This is a genomic window from Neisseria gonorrhoeae (assembly GCF_003315235.1).
GTDB lineage: Bacteria > Pseudomonadota > Gammaproteobacteria > Burkholderiales > Neisseriaceae > Neisseria > Neisseria gonorrhoeae.
This window is the reverse complement of the sequence record NZ_QNRU01000054.1, coordinates 1-4,742: the sequence shown is the minus strand read 5'-3', so window position 1 is coordinate 4,742 and position 4,742 is coordinate 1. Positions and strand designations below refer to the sequence as shown.

7 protein-coding genes are annotated in these 4,742 nt (G+C 38.9%); 6 read left to right on the top strand and 1 reads right to left on the bottom strand.

Annotated elements, in window-relative coordinates; genetic code table 11:
* The first annotated feature begins 182 nt into the window (after positions 1 to 182).
* Positions 183 to 632, top strand: a complete 450-nt coding sequence (locus DFR77_RS12240) for a type IV pilin protein (RefSeq protein WP_002214937.1) — start codon at positions 183 to 185, stop codon at positions 630 to 632.
* Positions 633 to 1,008: 376 nt separating this feature from the next.
* Here DFR77_RS12240 and DFR77_RS12230 read toward each other — a convergent pair whose 3' ends face one another.
* Entirely contained in the window at positions 1,009 to 1,155 is a 147-nt protein-coding gene (locus DFR77_RS12230) for a hypothetical protein (RefSeq protein WP_003691757.1), read from the bottom strand.
* Between the two features lie 368 nt (positions 1,156 to 1,523).
* Here DFR77_RS12230 and DFR77_RS12225 point away from each other — a divergent pair, with 368 nt between their 5' ends.
* The 5 genes from DFR77_RS12225 to DFR77_RS12210 all read left to right on the top strand — a co-directional run bounded on the left by DFR77_RS12225 (position 1,524) and on the right by DFR77_RS12210 (position 4,585).
* Positions 1,524 to 2,132, top strand: a complete 609-nt coding sequence (locus DFR77_RS12225) for a DNA cytosine methyltransferase (RefSeq protein WP_080229275.1) — start codon at positions 1,524 to 1,526, stop codon at positions 2,130 to 2,132.
* Positions 2,129 to 2,500, top strand: a complete 372-nt coding sequence (locus DFR77_RS12220) for a DNA cytosine methyltransferase (RefSeq protein ID WP_012503918.1) — start codon at positions 2,129 to 2,131, stop codon at positions 2,498 to 2,500. The genes DFR77_RS12225 and DFR77_RS12220 overlap by 4 nt, the downstream gene beginning before the upstream one ends.
* Before the next feature lie 13 nt (positions 2,501 to 2,513).
* Positions 2,514 to 3,371, top strand: a complete 858-nt coding sequence (locus DFR77_RS14295; RefSeq protein WP_012503917.1) for an ATP-binding protein — start codon at positions 2,514 to 2,516, stop codon at positions 3,369 to 3,371.
* A 189-nt stretch (positions 3,372 to 3,560) separates the two neighbouring features.
* Positions 3,561 to 4,157, top strand: coding sequence for a TIGR02391 family protein (locus DFR77_RS14290; protein ID WP_012503916.1), 597 nt, complete (start codon positions 3,561 to 3,563; stop codon positions 4,155 to 4,157).
* Positions 4,158 to 4,162: 5 nt separating this feature from the next.
* A complete protein-coding gene (locus tag DFR77_RS12210; RefSeq protein WP_003691751.1) occupies positions 4,163 to 4,585 on the top strand; it encodes a very short patch repair endonuclease in 423 nt (140 codons plus the stop codon).
* Positions 4,586 to 4,742 lie beyond the last annotated feature (157 nt).

Here is a 4,742-nt window from a genome sequence, read left to right as displayed (position 1 = left end):
CGGCGGTGCTGGCGAAGCTGAAAGACCAGGCTTCCGTCGGCGCGCCCGCACCAAAAGGCCCCGCCAAACCGGTGCTGCCTGCGGTTAAAAAATAGAGTGGGAAATATGCATACTGCTGAATGGGATAGTAAGTCTGTTCAAAGAAATATGTTGAATAATCTGTTCTTATTGGAAGTAAAGTAATGACTGATAATCGGGGGTTTACGCTGGTTGAATTAATATCAGTGGTCTTGATATTGTCTGTACTTGCTTTAATTGTTTATCCGAGCTATCGCAATTATGTTGAGAAAGCAAAGATAAATGCAGTGCGGGCAGCCTTGTTAGAAAATGCACATTTTATGGAAAAGTTTTATCTGCAGAATGGGAGATTTAAACAAACATCTACCAAATGGCCAAGTTTGCCGATTAAAGAGGCAGAAGGCTTTTGTATCCGTTTGAATGGAATCGCGCGCGGGGCTTTAGACAGTAAATTCATGTTGAAGGCGGTAGCCATAGATAAAGATAAAAATCCTTTTATTATTAAGATGAATGAAAATCTAGTAACCTTTATTTGCAAGAAGTCCGCCAGTTCGTGTAGTGACGGGCTGGATTATTTTAAAGGAAATGATAAGGACTGCAAGTTACTTAAGTAGGCTTGTTTACAAATCGATCGATAGTGTTTCAGTATTTGTGCGGTTTTCCGCCTTGATGGAATGAGAATCGTGTAATATTAAGCCTATAGTTATGACCCGTGATCCGTATCTGGATTGTTTCTGGATAAAAGAATAAACCCAATTATCTTTAGCCGTGGATTTATGGTGCATGGTAGCAAAAATTGTATAGGGGTGTACATTACTCATCTGAAAAGGTGAACAGATTTTATAATGCCGTCTGAAGATGTTTTCAGACGGCATTTTGTTTCCAATTCGTTATAGGCTTAGTAATTTAAGGCATGTTTGCACCTTTAGACATAAGGGCAATCGCAGCCCCGTCCTTAATGTACAAATCACTATCCAGCTTCAACCATGCCTAATAGTTTTCCGAATCGAATACCTTCGCCCGATAACGCCCTAAGGAAATTTTTTGGACATCGCGAACCTTGTCCTGCTGAAAATACAAAAGGCCGCGTTCGACGATGTGGGGCGGAAATAGGAGGGGTAGGTAGATACGGGACATGGTTTGCTTCCAAGGAGTTGTTGAAATATGGGGAATTTACTGGTTTGGGCGATGTTTGGGGAGAGGGGTGGGAATTCTTGTTTTGCGAAGTGGAAAAAGGTCGTCTGAAAATGGGTTTCAGACGACCTTTCTGTGAAATGTGCATTTGAAGATATCCGATCGTTTGGAGGAAATTAAGTTCTGCTTATTTAGATGCATGAATTTTAATAAAATCTCAAATTATTTTTGATAAGCAATAAATTATATGTTATATAAAGTTAGTTCTCACTAGTCTAATTATTTAAATAGAAATGAAAAACAGTAAGTTAAAGGCGGTTGATTTTTTCTGTGGCGGAGGCGGAATGAGCTATGGAATGTAATCCGCCGGTATTCAGGTTTTAGCCGGGATAGATTACGAACTTAGCTGCAAAGAAACATATGAAGCCAATATAAATGCCAAATTTATACAGGCTGATATTTTTGAATTGCAGCCTGAAACCTTGGAAAAAGAACTCGGCTTAAAAAAGAATGATGATGATTTGATTCTTATAGGTTGTAGTCCTTGTCAATATTGGAGTGTTATTCAAACAGACAAAAGAAAATCGGAAAAATCCAAGAGTTTGCTTTTGGAGTTTCAGCGGTTTGTAGAATATTTCAATCCCGGATATGTTGTTGTAGAGAACGTACCGGGAATTCTGAGCAGAATGAAAGAAAGCGGGCTTGATAATTTCATAAAGTTATTGGAAGAAAAAGGATTTACCGTCCATTTCGGTATTCACAATACGGCTGATTACGGAATTCCCCAAAGCCGTAAAAGATTTACGTTAATTGCAAACAGAATAACCAAAAAAAGCTGGAACCAGTCAAGTATTCGGGCAAACGGCTTACGGTACGCGATGTTTTGGGAATGGAAAACGGCTTTCCCAAAATTATGGCAGGACATCAAGACGAGACGGATTTTATGCATAGTTGTGCGGGATTATCCGATATCAATTTGAAACGATTGGCTTTGATACCTAAAAACGGAGGAAACCGTTTGGCTTTTGCGCATATTCCCGAATTACAGCTGGAATGTTTTATCGGAAAAGACAATAGTTTTAAAGACACGTTCGGTAGGCTATGGTGGGATAAGCCCGCACCTACCATAACGACCAAATTCTTTAGCATTTCCAACGGGCGGTTTGCCCATCCTGAAGAAGATAGGGCGTTATCCCTGCGAGAAGGTGCAACATTGCAATCGTTCCCTCGTAACTATGTCTTTAAAGCGGGCAGTAGGGACAAGATAGCCCGTTTGATTGGTAATGCCGTTCCTCCGATGTATGCGGAAAAAATAGGCAGGGCAATTGTTGATAATATCGAATGTTAGAAAAGGAGAAAACATGTCTGAAGAAAAATTGAAAATGAGTTTCGAGCCAACCGTAATCGAACATTTGGGTGTAAAGATGTATTCGCACACTGTTCCTGCGATTGCCGAGTTGATAGCGAATGCCTACGATGCATGTGCTACGGAAGTGGAAGTTAGGTTATTCGATAAACCGGAGCATAAAATCGTTATTAAAGATAATGGCATAGGAATGAGCTTCGATGAAATCAATGATTTTTATTTGAGAATCGGTCGGAACAGAAGGGAAGAAAAACAAGCCTCCCCGTGCGGAAGAATTCCAACGGGTAAAAAAGGTCTTGGTAAATTGGCATTATTCAGGCTTGGCAACAAAATCGAAATCTCTACTATCCAAGGAAACGAACGGGTTACTTTTACTTTGGATTATGCAGAGATTAAAAAAAGTGAGCGTATTTATCAACCGGAGTTTCAGAAAGAGTCTGTTAAACCCAATACCGAAAACGGAACAACTATAACTTTAACCGAGCTGACGAAAAAACAAGGATACCCGTTAGATAATTATGTGGGGCATCTTTCCCGTTTATTTGATTTTCCGGCTCAGGATTTTAAAATCAAAGTAAGCTTGAACGGCTCGGAACCAAGAATCATTGACGGAAACCTAAAATATAATCTTGTTACCCCACAATTCGAATGGGAATACCAGGATCTAGCAACCAATATTTCATCGTTATCTTCAAAATTCGAACAGTATGAATACAGCGGATTAATACAAGGTAAGTTCATTACAACGGAAAAACCTTTAAAGAATAATATGAAAGGTATTACCTTGTTTGCCAACGGCAGAATGGTAAATATGCCCGAGTTTTTCACTGATAGCGAATCCAGCCATTTCTAATCCTATCTGACAGGATGGTTAAGTATTGATTTTATAGATAATGATGGTGAAGATTTAATCGCTACAGATAGGACATCATTGGATTGGAAGCATCCTAAAACTTCAAAATTACGGGTTTTCCTTGGGGAAATCGTCTGAGCCATCGGGCAAGATTGGAGAAAAAGAAGAAAAAAAGAGAAAGATTACGAAGTGAAAGGTGAAAGCGGAGTTGATATCGAAAATTGGAAAAACAAATTGCCAGAAAAGGAAAGAGAACCGGTAGAAGTTATTTTGAATCGTTTGGAAGATTCGGAGCTTACAAATAAAGAACAAGCGGAAGTAATCTCTGCCTTACATAGTATTATTCCAGAATATCCTTACTATCATTGGCGGCATTTGCATCAGGATTTGCATACTGCCTGTAACGATTTTTACAATGAAAAGAAGGATTATTTAAGTGCTGCAATCGAGGCAGTTAAAGTTTTCGAAGATAAGGTTCAGAAGCAGACAGGTCTTCATAGCATAGACGGAAGAGAATTGATTGAAAAAGCCTTCGGGAGTAAAAAATCTATGCTTCTATTAACGAATAACAAAACGCAGGCGGAACAAAATTTAGAAGATGGTCTTGAACAGCTTGCATGCGGAACATGGACTGGATTTAGAAATCCTGTGCAACATGAGTTAAGAGCAAATTTATCTCCTAGTATTTTTAATGACAAGGATGCTTTGGATTTAATCAGCTTAGTTTCATATTTATTGAGAAAAGTGGAACAAACAAAAAAACGAGCTAAACCTACATCGCCTTAAATTTTATGACCGATATTTTCACTCCATCCAAACGTTCCTTCGTGATGTCAAAAATCCATAGCAAAGAAACCAAACCGGAAGTATTGGTAAGGAAATTTCTTTTTTCCCAAGGTTTCCGTTATCGGAAAAACGATAAGCGCTATGCAGGCAAACCGGATATCGTTTTGCCTAAATATAAAACAGTCGTGTTTATACACGGCTGTTTTTGGCACGGGCATTCTTGTAATAAAGGACATATCCCGAAAAGCAATATGGATTTTTGGTTGGAAAAAATCACAAAAAATCGCGAACGTGATATTAAAAATGAAACCGAGCTGGAAAAGATTGGTTTCAAAGTGATTGTCGTTTGGGAGTGCGAATTAAAAAATAAAGCTATTTGTAGGGAGCGATTAAATCGGTTGGTCGAGGAAATAAAAGATGCCGTCTGAAAAAATCAGACGGCATCTTCCTTTAATTAAGACCCTTATATATTGCGTCCCTAAGAAGGGGTGATTAACAAAAATTAACGCCCTTTACTTTCTACAAGTAACAGGGCTTTTTTTTTGCCCGTTTTTGAGGATTCGCAAATGGGAGATAAGCAAGGGA